Consider the following 16,327-nt stretch of genomic DNA (forward strand, 5'->3'; position numbering starts at 1 on the left):
CGCGCCGGGCCCGGTCAGCGCGCCGGGCTCACCGCGTGATGCCCGACTCCGCGCTCAACGCGCCATGCTCAGCGACAGCGCGAAGCGGCCCGCGGCGTCCGTCCACCAGCGCGCCAGGTCCAGCCCGGCCGCCGCGAGTTCGGCGCGCACTCCCTCCTTGCGGAACTTCGCCGACACCTCGGTGCGCAGTTCCTCGCCCGCCGCGAAGTCGACCGCGAGGTCCAGCGCGGGCACCTTCACGGTCTGCGCCGTACGCGACCTGAGGCGCATCTCGATCCACTCCCGCCCGGCGTCCCACAGCGCGACGTGGTCGAAGGCGTCCGGGTGGAAGTCGGCGCCCAGCTCGCGGTTGACGACGGACAGGACGTTCTTGTTGAACGCGGCCGTCACCCCGGCCGCGTCGTCGTACGCCCTGACCAGCACGTCCTCGTCCTTGACGAGGTCCGTGCCGAGCAGCAGGGCGTCGCCGGGCGCCAGCAGGGCGCGGACCGAGGACAGGAACGCGGCACGCTCGCCCGGCAGCAGATTGCCGATCGTGCCGCCGAGGAACGCCACCAGCCGGGGCCCCGGCGTCTCGGGCAGTGTCAGGGCGGCCGTGAAGTCGGCGATCAGCGCGTGCACGCGCAGCCCGGGCCGCTCGGCCACCAGCGCCTGCCCGGCCAGGGTGAGCGCGCTCTCGCTGACGTCCACGGGCACGTAGGTCCGCAGCCCGTCGAGGGCGTCGAGCAGGTGCCGGGTCTTCTCGGAGGAGCCGGAGCCCAGCTCGATCAGCGTGCGGGCGCCGGTCGCCGCGGCGATCTCGCCGGAGCGGTCGACGAGGATCTCCCGCTCGGCGCGCGTCGGGTAGTACTCGGGCAACTCGGTGATCCGCTCGAACAGTTCACTGCCGTGCGCGTCGTAGAACCACTTGGGCGGCAGCGTCTTCGGCGTGGCGGTCAGGCCCTGGAGGACGTCGGCGCGCAGCGCGGCCTCCTTGGCGTCCTCGGGCAGCGTGCGGGTGAGAAGGAACGGGCTCACGTACGGGGCTCCTTCGCGGATGCGTGGGCCGGGGCGTCGGCGCCCGGCTCCTTGAGCGGGCTGAGCAGCACGTCCGTGCGGCTCGCCACGAGGAGGGTGCGGTCGGGGACCTCCACCCAGCGGGGATCGTCGTCGTACGGCTCGGAGGCCACGACCGTGGCCGGGCCCTGCGCGCGGTACCACAGGGTGTCGCCCCAGGCGGTCGCGGCGACGCGGGCGCCGTCGGTCAGCAGCAGGTTGAGCCGGGACGCGGGGGAGGCCTCGGCGACCTCGGCGACCGTGTCGGCCAGCGCCTGGCCCGGGTCGTCGCCGCGCCGCAGCCGGGCCAGCACCAGCGCCCACACGAACGCCGAGTCGTTGCGGGCCTCCAGCGACAGCACGTCGACGGCGGGCAGCGTCGGCACGAGCGGCGCGAGCGCGTCGGGCCAGCCCGCCACCGCGCCGTTGTGGCTGAACAGCCACGGACCGTCCGCGAACGGCGCCGCGGCGGCCTCCGCGTCCGCGCCGGACAGCGTCGCGTCCCGCACCGCGGCGAGCAGCGCCGTGCTGCTCACGACGCGCGCGAGGTCGGCGAAGGACCGGTCGGCCCAGATCGGTCCGGCCCGCCGGTACCGGGCGGGCACCGGGTCGCCCTCCGCGTACCAGCCGACGCCGAAACCGTCGGCGTTGACCGTCCCGTACCGCTGCCGGCGGGGCGCCCACGACTGCCGGTACAGGGCGTGCGGCGGCTCCACCAGCAGCCGGCCCAGCGGCAACGCGGGCCCGAGGTACGCCACATGACGGCACATCAGAGGCCCTCCGAGCGGGCCGTGCGGAACCCGGCGAAGATCTGCCGCCGGATCGGGTAGTCCCAGTTGCGGAAGGTGCCTCGGCAGGCGACCGCGTCCACGGCGAACGAACCACCCCGCAGCACCTTGTACTCGGGGCCGAAGAACACCTCCGAGTACTCCTTGTACGGGAACGCCCGGAAGCCGGGGTACGGCAGGAAGTCGCTCGCCGTCCACTCCCACACGTCGCCGATCAACTGCCGTACCCCGAGCGGCGACTCGCCTTCCGGGTAGCTCCCGGCGGGCGCCGGACGCAGATGCCGCTGGCCCAGGTTCGCGTGCTCGGGGCCCGGGTCCGCGTCGCCCCACGGGTAGCGCGTCGAGCGGTCACCGGCGGGATCGTGCCGGGCGGCCTTCTCCCACTCGGCCTCGGTGGGCAGCCGGCGGCCCGCCCAGCGGGCGTACGCGTCGGCCTCGTACCAGCACACGTGCAGCACCGGCTCGTCGGGCGGCACGGCCTCGGTCACGCCGAAGCGGCGCCTGAGCCACTGCTTGCCGTCGCGGTGCCAGAACAGCGGGGCGTGCAGGGAGTGCTGCCGGACGTGCGCCCAGCCCTCCGCCGTCCACCAGCGCGGGTCGTCGTAGCCGCCGTCCTCGATGAACGCCCGGTAGGCGGCGTTCGTCACCGGGGTGGTGTCGATCCAGAACGGCGGCACCTCCCGCCGGTGCGCGGGGCGTTCGTTGTCCAGGGCCCACGGCTCGGTCGAGGTGCCCATCGTGAACGGGCCGCCGGGCACCAGGACTTCCGCCGGTCCGGTGAACAGCGGCACCGGGTCCGGGTCGGGCGCGGTCAGGGCCCGCGGGCCCTTGCGGAGCTGATGGGTGATCAGCATGGTCTCGTCGTGCTGCTGTTCGTGCTGCGCGATCATCCCGAAGGCGAAACCGGCCTCGGTCAGCCGCGTCCCGTGGAACGCGGTGCCCTCCAGCACGTCCAGGACCCGGCCGCGCACCTCGGCGGCGTACGCGCGGGCCTCGGCGGGCGGCAGCAGCGGCAGCGAGGGACGCTCGGAACGGGGGTGCTCGAAGGCGTCGTACAGGCCGTCGATCTCGGGCCGCATCGCGTCCCGGCCCGCGACGGCCCGCAGCAGCCACTGCTCCTCCTGGTTGCCGATGTGGGCGAGGTCCCACACCAGCGGGGACATCAGCGGCGAGTGCTGCGCGGTCAGGTCCGGGTCCTCGACGCAGCTGGTCAGCAGCGTGGTGCGGTCGCGGGCGGTGACGAGCGAGCCGATCGCGCGCTCCCGCAGGGTCTCGGCGTCGGTCGCGGGCTCGGTCATGAGCGGACGTCCTTCCGGTTCTTCCCGTGCTCGCCGTACGTCTCCCCGCCGGGGCGGCCCCCGGCGCGCAGCCCGTCGAGCAGGTCGTCGGCGGGGCAGCGGCCCCGGGCGACATGGCGGTCCAGATACGCGGCGACGGCGCCGGTGACCTCGGCGGTGGCCCCGATCCGGGGGAGGGCCTCCAGCGCCGCCGTGAAGCAGACCACCGCGACCTCGCGCAGCTCGGTGTCGGCCAGGCCGTACCGGGCCGCCGCCAGCCACAGCGGGTTGTGCGGGGCGGGCAGGGCCAGCGCCCGCTCGGCCAGCGGCTTCACCGCCCGGTAGGCGGTCTCGGCGGCCTCCGGATCGTCGAACAGCGCGGCCGTCACGGCGAGCGGCACGATCCAGCCGTCCTCGCCGGGCTGCGCGTCGATCATGCGCAGTTCCAGGTGGCCGCGCGGTCTGACCGGCGGGAACAGGGTCGTCAGGTGGTAGTCGAGATCCCCCCGGGTCGGCGGCCGCGGCGCCCCCGACCGGGCCCACTGCCGGAACGTGAGCCCCTCCGGGACGTCCCAGGGCCCGCTGTCCCGACGTACGCACATCACGGGTGCGTCCAGGACGTGCCACGCCCAGGCGGCGCGCGGGTCCGCGTCCAGCCGGGGGCCGCCCGCCCGGCCGGTGCCGATCTGCGTCCAGCGCAGCTGCCGGGTGGACAGCCAGCCCGTGGGGCGGCCGGACGCCAGCGGGGAGTTCGCGAACGCGGCCACCAGGACCGCGCCCAGCTGGTGGGCGAGCCACCAGCGCCGCACGTGGCCGAGGGTGCCGGGCTCCTCGTACCCGGCGTCCAGGCACACCTGCACCGACGCCGAGGTGCACATCATGGCGCGGCCGGCCGGGCCGATGCGGTCGAGGCAGGCCTCCATCGCGTCGTAGCGCGGCCGGCGCAGGAATCTGCGAGGGGCCCGCCAGGGGTCGTGGCCGATGCCGGCGAGACCGAGCCCGGCGCGGCGCAGGACCGCGCGGACGGCGTCGAGATCGGCGGAGACGGTACGCACGCACTCCATGAGGGAGGCGGCGGGCGGCGAGCTGAGCTCCAGCTGGCCGCCGGGTTCCACGGTGAGCGCGGACCGCAGGGGCACGGTCCGCAGTGCGGCGTAGGCCGCTTCGAGTCGGCCGGGCGCCACGGTCAGCCGCGGGTCGCGCAGCTCGTGGACGAGCCATTCCACTTCCACCCCGAGGCTGCGGGGCGGGCCGGTCTTGAAGCAGATGCCCCGGACGAGGGCCTCCACCTCTGCCTCCGTGACGGGTGTACGGGAATCCGTACAGTCACCCGCCGTATCTATTGATGAATCGGACATGTCGGGATCCTCCTGAGATTCCACCATGCCACCCACCCGGTTCTCTGGCCCGGTTGAGCGTCACCCGTCCCACCCAAGACGCTCCTGATGCTCCGCACAAGGGGGCGATCCGGGACGTTCCCGGTCGATCGTCCGCGCTGTCCGCTCCGTTTCCTGGGGCTTTCCCCCGCGTTCGCGGGCGGGAAAACTCCGTTGCGCCACGTCGGCGGGATCGCTCACGATGCCGTCATGAACACGACGGGGGAGGGCGCGTCACGCGGGCCCGAGGCGTCCACGGGGGTGGCGCCATGAGCGCGCGGCTGCGCGGTATCGCCCGGGGGACCGAGGAGATCGTCACGGCGGGCGGCTACCGCGCGTCCGACGGGCGCGAGGTGCCGATCGCGGCGGCGGTCGAGGCGGCGCGCGCGGGCACCCGGACGTACGGGCCCGGCCCGGTCCCGGTGCCGGACGCGCCGCGCCTCGACACCCTGATCGAGGTCACCGGCGAGAGCAGCCTGGAGGCCGCACGCCGCCTCGGCCCCGGGACGGCCGTCCTGAACTTCGCCTCCGCCCGCAACCCGGGCGGCGGCTACCTGAACGGAGCACAGGGCCAGGAGGAGGCCCTGTGCCGGGCGTCCGCGCTGCACACCTGCCTGCTGCGGGCCCGGGAGTTCTACGACCACCACCGCGCCCACCGCGACCCGTTCTACACAGACCGCGTCATCCACTCGCCCGGCGTACCCGTCTTCCGCGACGACCGCGGCCACCTGCTGGACGAGCCGTACACGGTGGCCTTCCTGACCGCCGCCGCACCGAACGCGGGCGTCGTCCGCCGCACGGCACCGGAACGCGCCGCCGCCCTGCCGGCCGCGCTGGCGACCCGGGCCGAGCGCGTCCTGGAGACGGCCGCGGCCCGCGGCCACCGGCGGCTGGTGCTGGGTGCCTGGGGCTGCGGGGTCTTCCAGAACGACCCGGCGCAGGTCGCAGACGCGTTCCGGGCCCTGCTGGGGGCCGGGGGCCGCTTCGCGGGAGCGTTCGCGCACGTGACCTTCGGCGTCCTGGACCGGACACCGGGCGGGGACGTCAGGGAGGCCTTCGCCCGTGCCTTCGCGCGCCCGGCGGGCACAGCACGCGTCCCACGGCGGAGCGGCACCCCGTGACGCCGGACCGCGCGACGGCCCGGCTTCGGGGCCGGCCTCCGGGCTTCAGCGCCAGCCGTAGCGCTCGCGCAGCCGCTGCCGTACGAGGTTGAAGCGCATCCGGTCCAGCGCGCACGCCTCCCGCCGCATGCCGCCGTCGTGCAGGCGCAGCACCCGGTCCACGTCCACCCACGACTCGCGCCCCGTCCGGTCCCACGGCCCGCTGCCGATCGGGACCCACTCGCGGTCGCCGTCGTGCCGCTTGCTCGACAGCTGCACGGCGAGCAGGGTGCCGGCGGCCTCGCGGGCGACGACGAGCACCGGGCGGTCCTTGCCCCGGCCGTCGTTCTCCTCGTAGGGCACCCACGTCCAGACGATCTCGCCCGGGTCGGGGTCGCCGTCGTACGCGGGGGAGTACTCGGTGCGCACCCGCCCGGCCGAAGCGGCGTCGGCCTCGGTCGTGGCGGTGGGGCCGTACCGGCCGGGGGCGTGCTCTGCGGTGCCGTCGGTGGAGGAAGTCACGGGCGTCACGCTAACGGCTCACGACCCGACCGGCGTCACCCGCCCCGTCGGCCACGCCTCGTACCACCGCAGGTCCGCCTCCAGTTGCGCGGCCAGCGACACCAGCAGGGGCTCGCTGTTCGCCGGGCCGAGGAGCTGCGCGCCGACGGGCAGTCCGTCGGCGGTGAACCCGGCGGGGACGTTCACACCGGGCCAGCCGAGGACGTTCCACGGCCAGGCGTAGGGGCAGGCGGCGATCATCGCCCGGTCGGTGGCGAACCCGCCGAGCTCCAGCAGCGCGCCGATGCGCGGTGGGGGAGTCGCCGTGGTGGGCGCGAGGACCACGTCGTACGACGTGAAGAACGCGCCGACGCGACGCCGCAGCGCCGCCTCCGCCCGCCGCGCGGCCCGCAGCGGCGCGCCGCCCAGCAGCCGGCCGAGCCGGGCGGCGTCCCGGGTGCGCCGGTCGAGCAGCGCGGGGCAGGGCACCTCGCGGGCCCACTCGGCGATCCCCGCGGTGGCGCGCGGCAGGAACGTCAGCCCGATCGGCCCGTAGGGCGGGTCGGCCTCCTCGACGCGGTGCCCCGAAGCGGCGAGCCGCTCCGCGAGTTCGACCACGCGGGCCCGCACCTCGGGGTGCAGCCGGGCGGGCAGCGCCGTGAAGGGCGGTTTCAGGGAGAGCGCGACGCGCAGCCGGCCGGGGTCGCGGCGGGCCGCCGCCCGGGCGTCGACGGACGGCGGCCGGTGCAGGTCGCCGTCGTGATTGCCGCTCGCGGCGTCGAGCAGCAGGGCGGCGTCGGCGACCGTGCGGGCCAGGGTGCCGTTGACGGTGATGCCCTGGAACGACTCGGCGCGCGGCCAGGTCGATATCCGGCCGCGCTGCGGCTTGATGCCGACGAGATGGGTCCAGGCGGCCGGGATGCGCACCGATCCGGCGCCGTCCGAGCCGAGCGCCGCCGGCACCAGACCGGCGGCGACCGCGGCGGCCGAACCGCCGGACGAGCCGCCCGGCGTGTGCCCGGGGTGCCACGGATTGCGGGTCGCGCCGAACGCGGGCCCCTCCGTGAACGGCCACTGCCCCAGCTCGCAGGTGTTGGTCTTGCCGACGACCACGGCTCCCGCCGCGCACAGCCGCCGCACCGCCTCGCCGTCCTCGGCGGCCGGCGGGAACTCGCCGGGGCAGCCGAACGCCGTCGGCTCGCCCGCCACGTCCATGTCGTCCTTCACCGCCACGGGCACCCCGAGCAGCGGCAGCCGTTCCCCGGCGGCGAGTCGACGGTCGGCGGCGTCGGCCTCGGCGAGGGCCCGCTCGGCCCGCACGACCCGGAAGGCGTTCAGCGATCGCCGCGTCGCCTCGATCCGCGCCAGCGCCCGCTCGACCAGCGCGCGGGAGGTGACGTCCCCGGCGGCCAGCGCACGGGCGGACTCGACCAGTCCCGCGGCACGGTCGGGCGTCGGCGTCATGCGGGCCACCTCCGGGAGCACGGTGTCTACCGAACAGTAACGTCGGGCGGCGGGTGACGGAACGCCCTTGGCGCGGCGGGCAGTTCACAGGTATTCACACCGTCATGCGCGGCCACGCGTGGCGTTCGGCAGAAGCAGTCCGGACTGCTCAACCTGCCCGTGGTGACGGCCTCCAGCAGCACCACCGAGAAGCAGGCGTCCACCTTCCCGCGCCACTACGCCCACGAACACCGTCCCTGTGGGGCCGGCGTCAGTCCTTGCGGCCGGTCACCGCCACCGTGACGCCGAGGCCGATCATGGACAGCCCGCCCGCCCCGCCGACCAGGGACAGCCGCCCCGGCGAACGCGCGAACCAGTCCCGGGCGCCGGCCGCGACCAGCCCCCAGACGCTGTCGCAGGCCACCGCGATCACGTTGAAGACGAGGCCGAGCAGCAGCACCTGGGCCACCACGCCGCCGCGGTCCGGATCCACGAACTGCGGCAGCACCGCCGCGAAGAACACGATCGTCTTCGGATTGGTCACCCCGACCACGAAGCCCTCCCAGAACGTCCGCCGTCCCCCGGGCGCGGGCGCCTCACCGGCGAACACGGCCCGCAGCGCGCCCCGGTCCCGCCACGCCCGCACCCCCAGGTGCACGAGGTAGGCGGCGCCCGCCAGCTTCAGCGCCGTGAAGACGAGGACCGAGCGCTCCACGACGGACCCGACACCGAGGGCGACGGCCGCGACGAGGACGTAGGCGCCGGCGGTGTTCCCGACGACCGTGGTCAGCGCGGCGCGACGGCCCTGCGCGAGCGCCCGCCCGATCACGAACAGCACGCTCGGGCCCGGGATCACGATCAGCAGGAAGGACATCGCCGCGAAGGCGGCCAGACGGTCGGTGGACACCATGCGGCCATGCAAGACGTGCGGGGCACGCCGCGGCAACCGGATTTCTCCGGCAACCGGATTTCCCCGACGACGGGATTTCCCCGGCGAGACCGGACGTCAGCGCCGTCCATGGCCGGGGCGGCCGGAAATCGGTGGACGTGCTCGGAAGGTCCTGCCTACGATCCCGGCGCGGCATCGCGTGTCGGTCACCGGCCGGGTGAGGCATGGAGGCGCCGTGGAGATGCCCGTGGAGGCATTGCCCGTGTCAGTCGAGTTCAACCACACCATCGTTCTCTCCCGCGACCGGGAGAAGTCCGCCCGATTCCTCGCCCGTGTCCTCGGCCTGGAGGTCGGGGAACCGGCCGGGATGTTCCTGCCCGTGACGACCGCGAACGGCGTCACGCTGGACTTCGCGACCGTCGGCATCGACATCCCCGTGCAGCACTACGCGTTCCTCGTCTCCGAGGACGAGTTCGACGAGGTCCTCGCCCGTCTCGTCGCGGACCGCGTGCCCGTCCAGGCCGACCCGCAGGGCCGCCACCCGGGCCGCATCAACCGCAACGACGGCGGGCGCGGCGTGTACTTCACCGACCCCGCGGGCCACGGCCTGGAGGTCTTCACCCGCCCCTACGGCACCGATCCGGCGTCGCCGCTCAACGGCGTCACGGAGCCGGTCCCCGGCGCCGTCTGAGCCCTCGCCCCGAGCGGCGCCTCACCGGCCGGTCACCCGACCACTCGGTTCGCCGGCGACCCGGTCGACCGGCCCGTCCGGTTCACCGGCCCACCCGGTTTACCCGTCCGCGTGCCGGTTACGCGGGCGGGGAGCCGAGTGGTGAGGAGGCCGCGTGAGCAGTCGACGTACGGACCGCCCCGAGCGGCCGGTCCCGCGGGCGCGGTCCGGCGCGTTCGGCCGCCGGTGGCCCCGGACCGGCACCGAACCGTGGACGGCCCAGAGCGCGGTGCGTACGCGCCGACTGCTCGCGGCTCTCTTCCTGCCGCTGTTCGTCGCGGCCACCGTGCTCTTCGCGGTGCTGGCCGCCGCCGCGGAGCCCGGAGCCGCTCTCGACCGCGGCGAACTCGTCGTCCTGGCCGTCGTCTGCGGAGTGCTCGCGCTGACGGCGGCCGTGGACCTGTGGGTCGTCGGACGCCGCCTGCGCCGGGAACGGGGCGGGCCGCGGGGCCGCTGACGCCGGTCAGCGCCGGTAGAGGCCCACCAACTCGCCCTCCGCCAGCCGCCGTTCCCCGACCGCGCGGTGCACCTCGTCGGCGGTCGGCGCGTCGGACAGGACGCAGGGCTCGGAGAGGGCGAGCAGCCGGAAGACGTAGTGGTGCGGGTCGTCACCGGGCGGCGGGTGCGGGCCGCCCCAGCCCTCCCGGCCGTACCCGTTGACGAGCTCCGTGCCGCCCGGCGGTACCTGTCCGGCGCCGACGCCGTCGCTGTGCGGGTCGACGCCCACGACGATCCAGTGCACGAAGGTGCCCGACGGCGCGTCGGGGTCCTCGCACACCAGCACCAGCTCGGCCGCGTCGTCCGGGACGCCGCTCCAGGACAGGGGAGGGGACACGTTCTCGCCCTCCAGCGCGTAGTGGCGCGCGATGGGGGCGTGATCGTCGAATGCGCTGCTGCGGAGGTCGATGCCGGACATGGGGCCCGAAGTACCCCTCTCGACCCGGGGCATGCGCGCGCCGCCGCCCCGCCGCCCCGCAGTGCCCGCCCGCCCCCGTCACGCGGAGGCCCCGCCACCCCGGCCCCCCCGTCACCCCAGCGCTCCGCGCCCCGCGCCTCACGCGTCCAGCGTCACCGCGCACGACCAGCCGTACGCGTCCGGCCCGATGTGCAGGTCCTGCCATTCGACGGCTCTCGGCGCCGACCCGGTGATCTCCACCTCCCGGAGCCGGGCGACCGCCAGCCGGATGTCGAGGCCGCCCTCGACGTCCTCCGCCTCGACGTCCACCGGCACCTGCCCGTGCGCCTCCAGCCGGTAGAGCACCTCGTCGAGCAGCGTCGCCAGCAGATCGTCGTCGCTGCCCTCGGCCAGCCGGACCCGGTCCACGCCCGTGGCCCGTACCCCGGACACGTCGGCGAAGGACTCCACCATGCCCAGCACCGCCTCCGCCAGGCAGCGCTCACGGTCCGCCGCCCACGCCTCGACGCGGATGTCGTCGCTGTGCGGCACCGCGCGGTGCCCGCTCTCACCCTGCCGCCGGGCCTGCCTGTCGTCGTCCGCTTCACCCACCATCCCCACCGTCTTCCCTCGCGCCGGACACACATGCGGTCCCGGACCGCCCGTTGTACCGGAAGGACGGAAGCGGCCGGCCCTGCGCAGGCCCGCCCTGGGTACCCGGCCGGTGAGAACGGACCGCACCCACGAGTGAGAAGGGGCGATCGCGATGATCTCCCGCCTGGTCCGGGTCCCCGCCGACGGCGTGTCACTCGCCGGCGACCTCGACCTGCCGGACGCCGCGCGCGGCGTGGTGCTGTTCGCGCACGGCAGCGGCAGCTCCCGGCACAGCCCGCGCAACCGGCAGGTGGCCGCCGACCTGCGCACGGCCGGCCTCGGCACCCTGCTGATGGACCTGCTCAGCGAGGAGGAGGAACAGCGGGACCTGCGGACCGCCGAGCACCGCTTCGACATCCCCCTGCTGGGCCGCCGTCTGGTCGCCGCGACCGACTGGCTCGCCGGCCGGCCGGAGACCGCCGCGCTGCCCGTCGCCCTGTTCGGCGCGAGCACCGGCGCCGCAGCGGCCCTGGTCGCCGCCGCCGAGCGGCCCGACCGGGTGGTGGCCGTGGTGTCCCGGGGCGGCCGGCCCGACCTCGCCGACGAGGCCCTCGACGCCGTACGCGCGCCCGTGCTGCTGATCGTCGGCGGCGACGACCGGGAGGTGCTGCGCCTCAACGAGGAGGCGGCGCGGCGGCTGCGGGCGCCGCACCGGGTGCACGTGGTGCCCGGCGCGACCCACCTCTTCGAGGAGCCCGGCGCGCTGGAACGGGTCGCCGACGCGGCCCGCCGCTGGTGCGACGCGCACGTGGGCGCCCCCACCGACTGACCCGGCGATCTCCCCGGCGGTTCACCCGGCCGACGGCGTCGTGATCCTCAACCGCGCGCCCTGCCGCAGCAGTTCGCGCTGCACCAGCCGGTACGGCACACCCCGCGGACCGTGCCCGTGCCGCACCGTCAGCGCCGCGCACACCCCCGCCGCCTGCCCGGTCGCCATCGCGATCGGCATCACCCGGTACGAGGAGTGCGCCACGTGCGTGCCGGAGATGCAGCGCCCCGCCACCAGCAGCCGCTCCGTGCCGCGCGGCACGAGGCAGCGCAGCGGGATGTCGTAGAACTGGCCCATCGGCACGCGCTTGAGGACCGTGCCGGAACCGCGCGGGTTGTGGATGTCGACCGGGTACGCGCCGTGCGCGACGACGTCCGGGAACGGCCGGGCGCCCAGGATGTCGTGGCCGGTGAGCTGGTAGTCGCCCAGCACCCGCCGCGTCTCGCGCACCCCGATGTGCGTGCCGGACTGCACGACGTAGGACTCCTCGAAGCCGGGCACGCGCGTGCGCAGGAAGCGGTCGATCTGGGCGAGCTGGCGGCGTGCGGTGTACTCGGCGCGGGTCAGGTCCCACACGCTGGTGCCGAGCACCCGGTTCACGCGCGTGCTGTTGACGCTGACCTCACGGGGGTGCGGCGTGCCGAAGAACAGGATGTCCTCGCGCGGCAGCCGCAGGTCGCCGTCCGCCCGCGCCTCCTCCACCAGGTCCCACAGACCGTGCACGCCGCGCCACTGGTCGGGATGCGCGCGCACGTAGTCCGCGAAGTCCGCCCGGGCGAAGTCGGCGACGCGGAACATCAGCGTCATCGGCTGCACGAGACCGTCCTCGCGCCGCCCGATCTCGTACGGCGCCCCGCAGGCCGCCGCGACGTCGCCGTCGCCGGTGCCGTCCACCACCACCGACGCGTCGATCACCACCGGCCCCGACTTGGTCTCGAACACCACCCGCCAGCCGTCGTCCAGGCGCAGTGCCGTCGAGGCGAAGGCGTGGAACAGCACCCGCACCCCCGACTCGTCCATCATGTCGAGCAGCACCAGCTTGAACAGCTCCGGGTCGAACGGCACGGTGTACCCGGTCCTCGGGGACGGCTTCAGCGCGCCGCCCCGCGACAGCAACTGGTCCATCAGCCGCCACAGCACGCCCGCGACGACCGGCTCGCCCTCGCCGTGGTCGGTGGGCAGCAGCCGTGCGTCGTCGCCCGACTCCGTGAAGGTGGCCTGCTTGTGCTCGTTGTGGAACGACATCAGCGGCATGACGAGCGCCGCGGTGGCGTTGCCGCCGAGGAACCCGTACCGCTCCACCAGGGCGACGTCCGCCCCGGCGTCGGCGGCGGCCACCGCGGCGGCGCACCCCGCGGGTCCGCCGCCCACCACCAGCACGTCGACCCGGCCGCCGTGCTGGGCCGGCCGGGACGGCAGGGTGACGGTTTCCGGATTGGAGGGCTGTCGCAGGATCGGCATCGCTGTCCTTCCGCGTCCGGCCCGGTCACACGCTCAGGGAGCCCGCCGACGGGACGGTGAGATCCGCCGGCTCCGAGGCGGGGGCCGACCGGCCGCCGTCGATGTCGTCCAGCAGGTCGCCGCACCGGTCGCAGGTCTGCGTGGCCGTCGTGCGCAGCTCCCGGACGCGGGCGTTGAGGGCGTCCCGGCGCTCCGGGAACTCGTCCCACAGCCGGTCCACCTCCGCGAGCAGCAGCCCCGCCTGCTGCCGGGCCACACCCACGAGCGCCGGGCTCCCCACACGGCGGGCGAAGTCGAAGACCTTCCCGGAGTACGGCAGCGGCAGCACCGGAAGACCGGACAGCGCCGCGAAGATCACGAAGTGCAGCCGCATGCCGACGGCCAGGTCCAGGTGCCGCATGAACCCGAGGACCTGTCCCGGGCTGTACGAGCCGTGCAGGATGCGGCCCTGGTCGGGGGCGGTCATGTGGGACAGCACGGCGTGCGCGTGCCGGACGTCGTGCCGTTCCATCGGCAGGAACACCACGTGCGCGTTCAGCCGCCGCACCAGGAAGTCGGCGACGTCGGCGAGCAGCGCGTGGTAGTCGCCCTCGTCGAGCTTCTCCGCGGCCCGGCCGGGCTCGCGCACCGACATGCCGACCAGCCGGGCGTCGGTCGGCACGCCCTCGTCGCGCATCATCGCGTCGGTGAACGGCTCCGGCCGCAGCAGCAGCGCCGGGTCCGCCGTGACGACGACCTCCCGCTCCAGGCCGACCTCCTCCAGCACCAGCCGGGACTCCTCGTCGCGCACCACGACGTCGTCCATCTCCGCCAGTACGGTCCGCACCGCCTCCCGGTCGTCCCGCTCCCGCAGCGGGCCGGCGCCCACCGCGTACGCGAACGTGCGCACGCCGCGCTCCTGGGCGGCCCGCACCAGCCGCAGGTAGCGGCGCGCCTCACCGTCGTAGAGGATGCCGCCGCCGCCCAGCACCAGCAGGTCGAGGGAGGCCAGCGTGTCCAGGACGTGGTTGAGGCTCACGCCCTCCCAGTCGAGCACCTGGTCGGCGGCTTGGTGGTGGGCCCGGGTGTGCTCGGCGTTGCGGCTGAACACCACCAGCCGCGCGTCGGGCCGCAGTGACCGCAGACAGCCCAGCACGCAGGACAGGATCGACTCGTCGCCGATGTTGAAACCGCCGTAGGAACCGAGCACGCCGATGCGCGGGCCCGACCGGGCGGGCAGCGAGGGGGCAGTGGTCATCCGAAGTCTCCCGTCGGTGGGGATCGGGCGGGTGCGCACGGCGCGGACCTCGCCGGGGTACGGCGGGCCCGGCCGCCCATGACGCAGCGGCGGTCGCGCCCGCGCAGGGTGCCGGGTTGCCTCACCTGCCCGGCGGGAAACGCACCCGATCCGGCGAGTTTCCCGCTTGCGGACCTGGCCCCGCCGTGCCGGCGTGCATCGGCGGGGCGAGGAGGGGTACGCGGGGCGCGACTTCCGGAGCGGGCCGGGGCCCGTCCTCCGGTGCGGGAAGGAGGCACGACGGCCATGCTGTTCCGTGATCGCCGTCAGGCCGGGCGGGAACTGGCCGGGGAACTGCGCGAACTCCGCGAGGCCGGGGGCCTTCCCGATCCCCTCGTCCTCGCCCTGCCGCGCGGCGGCGTCACCGTCGCCCGCGAGGTCGCCCACGCCCTGGACGCCCCGCTCGACGTGCTCGTCGTGCGGAAGATCGGCGCGCCCCACCACGAGGAGTACGGCGTGGGCGCACTCGCCGGGGACGACGAGCCCTTGTACGACGACGATGCCCTGGCCCGCCTGGGTCTCGGCCCGGACGACCTGGCGCCCGTCGTGGAACGGGAGCGGACCGAGCTGCGGCGCCGCGAGGAGCGCTACCGGCAGGGCCGCCCCGCCCCCGAGGTCCGGGGCCGCACGGTGATCGTCGTCGACGACGGACTGGCGACCGGCTCGACCGCCCGCGCCGCCCTGCGCGCGCTGCGCCGCCGTGCCCCCGCCCGGACCGTGCTGGCCGTGCCGGTCGGCTCCCCGGAAGCGGCGAGGTCACTGAGCACGGAGGCCGACCTCGTCGTCTGCCCGCACCGGCCGGAGGCGTTCATGGCCGTCGGCCAGTGGTACGACGACTTCGAGCAGCTGACGGACGAGGACGTACTGGCGGCCCTGCGCGCCCAGCGCACGGTGGGAGGCTAGACCTCCACCGGGTCAGACCACGCCGTCCGCGCGCAGGGCGGCGATGTCGGCGGGGGAGCGGCCGAGTTCGGCCAGGATCGCGTCGGTGTGCTCGCCGACCGCCGGTACCGGGTCCATGCGCGGCTCCGTCCCCGCCAGGTCGGCCGGCGGCAGCAGTGCCTCGACCGTCGCGCCGCCGGGCACGGCGACCTCCCGCCAGCGGTCGCGGCCGGCGAGTACGGGATGGTCGAGGAACGCGGCGACGTCGTTGACACCGGCGCAGGCGATGCCGATGGCCCGGAGCCGCTCCAGCAGTTCGGCTGCGTCGGAGCGGGCGCACCGCTCGGCGACGACCGCGTTGAGTTCGGTGCGGTGGGCGACCCGGTCGGAGCCGGTCGCGAAGCGCGGGTCCGCGGTGAGCTCGGGCCGGCCGAGGAACTCGGCGCACAGCCCGGCCCACTCGCGCTCGTTCTGGATGGAGAACAGCACCTCCTTGCCGTCGGCGGCGCGATAGGTGCCGTACGGCGCGATCGTGGCGTGCTGCGTGCCCAGCCGCGGCGGCTGGCTTCCGCCGTACCGCGTGTAGTAGGCGGGCTGCCCCATCCACTCGGCCAGCGCCTCGAACAGGGACACCTCCACCGGGTGCGCCACGCCGGTGGTGGCCCGCGTGTAGAGGGCGGTGAGGACGCCGCTGTACGCGTACATCCCGGCGGCGATGTCGGCGACGGATATCCCGGTGCGGGCGGTCTCCTCGGGGGTGCCGGTCAGGGACACCAGGCCGGTCTGGCACTGCACCAGCAGGTCGTACGACTTCCGGTCGGCCCACGGCCCGGTCGTGCCGTAGCCGGAGATCGTGCAGGGGACGAGCCGCGGGTGGCGCCGCGTCAGCACGTCGGTGCCGAGGCCCAGCCGGTCCGTGGCGCCCGGAGCGAGGTTCTGCACGAACACGTCGGCGCCGGCGAGGAGGTGGTGCAGGACCTCGATGCCCCGCGGATCCTTCAGATCGAGGGTCAGGGACTCCTTCGACCGGTTCAGCCAGACGAAATAGCTGGAGTGCCCGTGCACGGTCGTGTCGTAGCGCCGGGCGAAGTCCCCCTCGCCGGGCCGCTCCACCTTGATGACCCGGGCGCCCAGGTCGGCGAGCTGCCGGGTGGCGTAGGGAGCGGCCACCGCCTGCTCCAGGCTGACCACGGTGATCCCGGACAGCGGATGCCGCACGTTCATTCCTGTCGCTCCTGGGGCTGGTGCGGC

At 75.2% G+C, this 16,327-nt stretch carries 17 protein-coding genes; 5 read left to right on the forward strand and 12 right to left on the reverse strand.

Annotated elements, in window-relative coordinates; all coding sequences use genetic code 11:
• Positions 1-54 precede the first annotated feature (54 nt).
• Genes egtD through egtA form a run of 4 tightly spaced genes read right to left on the reverse strand, consistent with a single transcriptional unit; the run spans position 55 to position 4,458 of the window.
• Complete coding sequence (egtD, locus tag ACZ7D7_RS17335; protein ID WP_470825200.1) at positions 55-1,017, reverse strand: L-histidine N(alpha)-methyltransferase; 963 nt, start codon at positions 1,015-1,017, stop codon at positions 55-57.
• Positions 1,014-1,805: an ergothioneine biosynthesis protein EgtC gene (gene egtC, locus ACZ7D7_RS17340; protein ID WP_470825201.1), complete on the reverse strand. Its 792-nt coding sequence runs from the start codon at positions 1,803-1,805 to the stop codon at positions 1,014-1,016. Before egtC ends, egtD begins: the two co-directional genes overlap by 4 nt.
• Positions 1,805-3,121: an ergothioneine biosynthesis protein EgtB gene (gene egtB, locus ACZ7D7_RS17345; protein ID WP_470825202.1), complete on the reverse strand. Its 1,317-nt coding sequence runs from the start codon at positions 3,119-3,121 to the stop codon at positions 1,805-1,807. The genes egtC and egtB overlap by 1 nt, the downstream gene beginning before the upstream one ends.
• On the reverse strand, positions 3,118-4,458 hold the full coding sequence (egtA, locus tag ACZ7D7_RS17350; protein ID WP_470825356.1) for an ergothioneine biosynthesis glutamate--cysteine ligase EgtA: 1,341 nt from the start codon (positions 4,456-4,458) through the stop codon (positions 3,118-3,120). The genes egtB and egtA overlap by 4 nt, the downstream gene beginning before the upstream one ends.
• A 287-nt stretch (positions 4,459-4,745) precedes the next feature.
• On the opposite strand from egtA, the gene ACZ7D7_RS17355 reads away from it, so the two are divergent.
• Positions 4,746-5,597, forward strand: a complete 852-nt coding sequence (locus ACZ7D7_RS17355) for a TIGR02452 family protein (RefSeq protein ID WP_470825204.1) — start codon at positions 4,746-4,748, stop codon at positions 5,595-5,597.
• Between the two features lie 45 nt (positions 5,598-5,642).
• Here ACZ7D7_RS17355 and ACZ7D7_RS17360 read toward each other — a convergent pair whose 3' ends face one another.
• The 3 genes from ACZ7D7_RS17360 to ACZ7D7_RS17370 all read right to left on the reverse strand — a co-directional run bounded on the left by ACZ7D7_RS17360 (position 5,643) and on the right by ACZ7D7_RS17370 (position 8,430).
• Positions 5,643-6,107 (reverse strand): type II toxin-antitoxin system PemK/MazF family toxin, encoded by a 465-nt coding sequence (locus ACZ7D7_RS17360; protein WP_470825205.1) that lies wholly within the window; start codon positions 6,105-6,107, stop codon positions 5,643-5,645.
• A 9-nt stretch (positions 6,108-6,116) separates the two neighbouring features.
• On the reverse strand, positions 6,117-7,541 hold the full coding sequence (locus tag ACZ7D7_RS17365; RefSeq protein ID WP_470825206.1) for an amidase: 1,425 nt from the start codon (positions 7,539-7,541) through the stop codon (positions 6,117-6,119).
• A gap of 250 nt (positions 7,542-7,791) precedes the next feature.
• On the reverse strand, positions 7,792-8,430 hold the full coding sequence (locus ACZ7D7_RS17370) for a LysE family translocator (protein WP_470825207.1): 639 nt from the start codon (positions 8,428-8,430) through the stop codon (positions 7,792-7,794).
• A gap of 241 nt (positions 8,431-8,671) precedes the next feature.
• On the opposite strand from ACZ7D7_RS17370, the gene ACZ7D7_RS17375 reads away from it, so the two are divergent.
• Both ACZ7D7_RS17375 and ACZ7D7_RS17380 read left to right on the forward strand, forming a co-directional pair.
• Complete coding sequence (locus ACZ7D7_RS17375) at positions 8,672-9,100, forward strand: VOC family protein (RefSeq protein WP_470825208.1); 429 nt, start codon at positions 8,672-8,674, stop codon at positions 9,098-9,100.
• Between the two features lie 154 nt (positions 9,101-9,254).
• The gene (locus tag ACZ7D7_RS17380) at positions 9,255-9,596 is read left to right on the forward strand and encodes a DUF6343 family protein (protein ID WP_470825209.1); all 342 of its coding nucleotides are present in this window, start codon (positions 9,255-9,257) and stop codon (positions 9,594-9,596) included.
• 6 nt (positions 9,597-9,602) lie between these two features.
• On the opposite strand, the gene ACZ7D7_RS17385 is transcribed toward ACZ7D7_RS17380, so the two are convergent.
• Positions 9,603-10,055, reverse strand: a complete 453-nt coding sequence (locus ACZ7D7_RS17385; RefSeq protein ID WP_470825211.1) for a YbhB/YbcL family Raf kinase inhibitor-like protein — start codon at positions 10,053-10,055, stop codon at positions 9,603-9,605.
• Between the two features lie 138 nt (positions 10,056-10,193).
• Positions 10,194-10,649 (reverse strand): archease, encoded by a 456-nt coding sequence (locus tag ACZ7D7_RS17390; RefSeq protein ID WP_470825212.1) that lies wholly within the window; start codon positions 10,647-10,649, stop codon positions 10,194-10,196.
• 151 nt (positions 10,650-10,800) lie between these two features.
• On the opposite strand from ACZ7D7_RS17390, the gene ACZ7D7_RS17395 reads away from it, so the two are divergent.
• Entirely contained in the window at positions 10,801-11,457 is a 657-nt protein-coding gene (locus tag ACZ7D7_RS17395; protein WP_470825214.1) for a dienelactone hydrolase family protein, read from the forward strand.
• 21 nt (positions 11,458-11,478) lie between these two features.
• Here the strand turns inward: ACZ7D7_RS17395 and ACZ7D7_RS17400 are convergent, their stop codons facing one another.
• Together ACZ7D7_RS17400 and ACZ7D7_RS17405 are read right to left on the reverse strand one after the other, a co-directional pair.
• Positions 11,479-12,918, reverse strand: a complete 1,440-nt coding sequence (locus ACZ7D7_RS17400; RefSeq protein WP_470825215.1) for an FAD-dependent oxidoreductase — start codon at positions 12,916-12,918, stop codon at positions 11,479-11,481.
• Positions 12,919-12,943: 25 nt separating this feature from the next.
• Positions 12,944-14,155, reverse strand: a complete 1,212-nt coding sequence (locus ACZ7D7_RS17405) for a polysaccharide pyruvyl transferase family protein (protein WP_470825216.1) — start codon at positions 14,153-14,155, stop codon at positions 12,944-12,946.
• A gap of 285 nt (positions 14,156-14,440) precedes the next feature.
• Between ACZ7D7_RS17405 and ACZ7D7_RS17410 the strand changes: the two genes are divergently transcribed.
• Positions 14,441-15,097 (forward strand): phosphoribosyltransferase, encoded by a 657-nt coding sequence (locus ACZ7D7_RS17410; protein WP_470825217.1) that lies wholly within the window; start codon positions 14,441-14,443, stop codon positions 15,095-15,097.
• 12 nt (positions 15,098-15,109) lie between these two features.
• Here the strand turns inward: ACZ7D7_RS17410 and ACZ7D7_RS17415 are convergent, their stop codons facing one another.
• Positions 15,110-16,300 (reverse strand): CaiB/BaiF CoA transferase family protein, encoded by a 1,191-nt coding sequence (locus ACZ7D7_RS17415; RefSeq protein ID WP_470825219.1) that lies wholly within the window; start codon positions 16,298-16,300, stop codon positions 15,110-15,112.
• Positions 16,301-16,327 lie beyond the last annotated feature (27 nt).

Source organism: Streptomyces sp. NPDC037054, from assembly GCF_055606745.1.